Below are 1,994 nucleotides of genomic sequence, written 5' to 3' on the forward strand. Positions count from 1 at the left end.
AAGTCATACCTCTCACTGCGCCTACGCCATCAATCCGTGACGTTCGGTGCCGCAGTCGCCCATGGATGATCTTGTTGTGTGGCAGTGGCAGTGGCAGTGGCAGTGGCCCCCCGCCCCAGGGCGGCACCCACCTGCTGGGAGGAGTTGAGTAACGCCGCGGGCGATATGGCGTCGTCGCCGGTTCGGAATGATGTCCAGCGGATAAGCGTGGTTCGCCGGGTGGCGGGCATCAGCTTGTTGACCTGTGATGTCGAGCGCCAGCTGACGGCAATGGTCCTTGTATCGGTGACCGACGATGGGAGAATAGGATCGTGAGCGACATAACTGCCTCAGATCGTCGTACACATGAAAGATCCACAAATGTGCCCTGGTTTGGTTTTCTCGCCGTTGGAGCAGTTTTTGCCCTGTTCGCGCTGGCCATTCCGCAGTTCGATCTGACCATGGTATGGTCGATCGCCGTGCTTCTCGGGATCGTCCTGCTCCTCGGTGCGGTGAGTGAGTTGCTGGCGGCGGCGGCGACGGCCCGGGACTGGCGCTGGTCCCATGCGCTGCTCGCGGTGCTGTTCGTGGCCGGCGGGGTGGTGGCGCTGGCCTGGCCGGATCCCACGGTCAAGGCGGTGGGCCGGATCGCGGCCTGGTTCTTTTTGATCAAGGGTCTCTACGACGTCGTCAACTCGTTCGTCGCCCGACGGACCGAGCAGCAGGCCACAGCCGGGCAGTACGCCACCGCGGCGGAGGGCCGCCCCACCCGGGCCCAGTGGTGGATGCCGCTGATCGTTGGTGCCTTGGAGATCGGGGCGGCGTTCTGGGTGGTGGGTTCCCAGCGGGTCTCGTTGCCGCTGCTGGCCCTGTGGGTGGGCCTCACGGCCCTGGCGATCGGACTGACCAAGATTGCCATGGGGTTCCGGCTGCGGGGCGTTTCCCGACCGCCCGCCTCGCTGGAGGGCCTGGCGATTCCCGGCTTCGGCGCCGGCGCGGTGGAAGGCAGGCGGCTGGAGGAGGGGCGCCTCCAACGACCCGTGTCCGGGAACCGTTGACATCCCGGGTGGTCCCCGGATCCCGGCTCCCGGTTTCTTCCCGGCCCATCGGCTTCCGCCACCGCGGTCGGTCTGTCCCTGACGCCCCACCGCCCCGACTCGCGTCAGGGCGGTGGGGCGTCAGGGTTGTGCTCCGCGGGAGGCTCTTCGCCGCCTCGGCGCGCGTCGGCATAGCCTCGGCGGCGTGATCCGTGAGCCGCTGCCCGTCCCGTCGGAGACGGCCTTCCCGTCGTGGGTGATCCGCTTGCATGCGCGTGCGCTCGCGCGGTTGACCGGCGCGCCCGAGGCGCGGCGCAGCGTCCGGTTCTTCGCCGACCAGGTCCGGGTCGTCGCGGTCCTCGTCGGGCTGTCCGTTCTCGGTTCGGCCGCCGTCGCCGTCGGGCCGTTCGTCCTGCGCCATCTCATCGACACGTCGTTGCCCACCGGCCAGGTGCGTGACCTCGTCGTCCCCGTCCTGCTGCTGTGCGCGGTGCTGGTGTTCGAGTCGAGCGTGCTTTCGGCGCGCATGGCGCTCATCGCTCGGCTCGGCGGCGTTGTCTCCGTGCGGATCCGTCAGACGGTGAACGCTCACCTGCAGCGCCTGCCCTTCGCTTTCTTTCCCCGCAGCCAGCAGGGGGAGGTGATGACGGTGATGTCCACCGACGTCCTGAACACCCAGAACGCGATTTCCGCCACCGTGCAGGCGGTGGTCTGCCGGATCGCGGACATCGTCGTCGGCTCGATCGTCGTCTTCGTGCTGGACTGGCGTCTGAGCCTGGCGGTGATGGTCTTCGCGCCGGCCACGCTGCTGATCGTCCGCTCGGGCCGGCGGCGGCTCGCCGCGCTGTCCATCCGTCAGCGGGAGCTCGACGGTCTGCTCATGGCCCAGGTCGCCGACACCTCGTCGGTCTCCGGGGCGCTGCACGTGCGGCTGTTCGACCGGGTCGACTACGAGCAGACCCGGTTCGACGCGGCGGG

Annotated in this window: 2 protein-coding genes; both read left to right on the forward strand. The window is 68.6% G+C overall.

The window, feature by feature from the left end; translation table 11 throughout:
- Positions 1-362 precede the first annotated feature (362 nt).
- Positions 363-1,037, forward strand: coding sequence for a DUF308 domain-containing protein (locus AC08ON_RS18045; protein ID WP_476608694.1), 675 nt, complete (start codon positions 363-365; stop codon positions 1,035-1,037).
- A gap of 235 nt (positions 1,038-1,272) precedes the next feature.
- Positions 1,273-1,994, forward strand: a 722-nt coding sequence (locus AC08ON_RS18050) for an ABC transporter transmembrane domain-containing protein (protein WP_476617429.1), incomplete at its 3' end; no start/stop codon positions are given.

It is taken from the genome of Frankia sp. CoWAU3, from assembly GCF_977971855.1.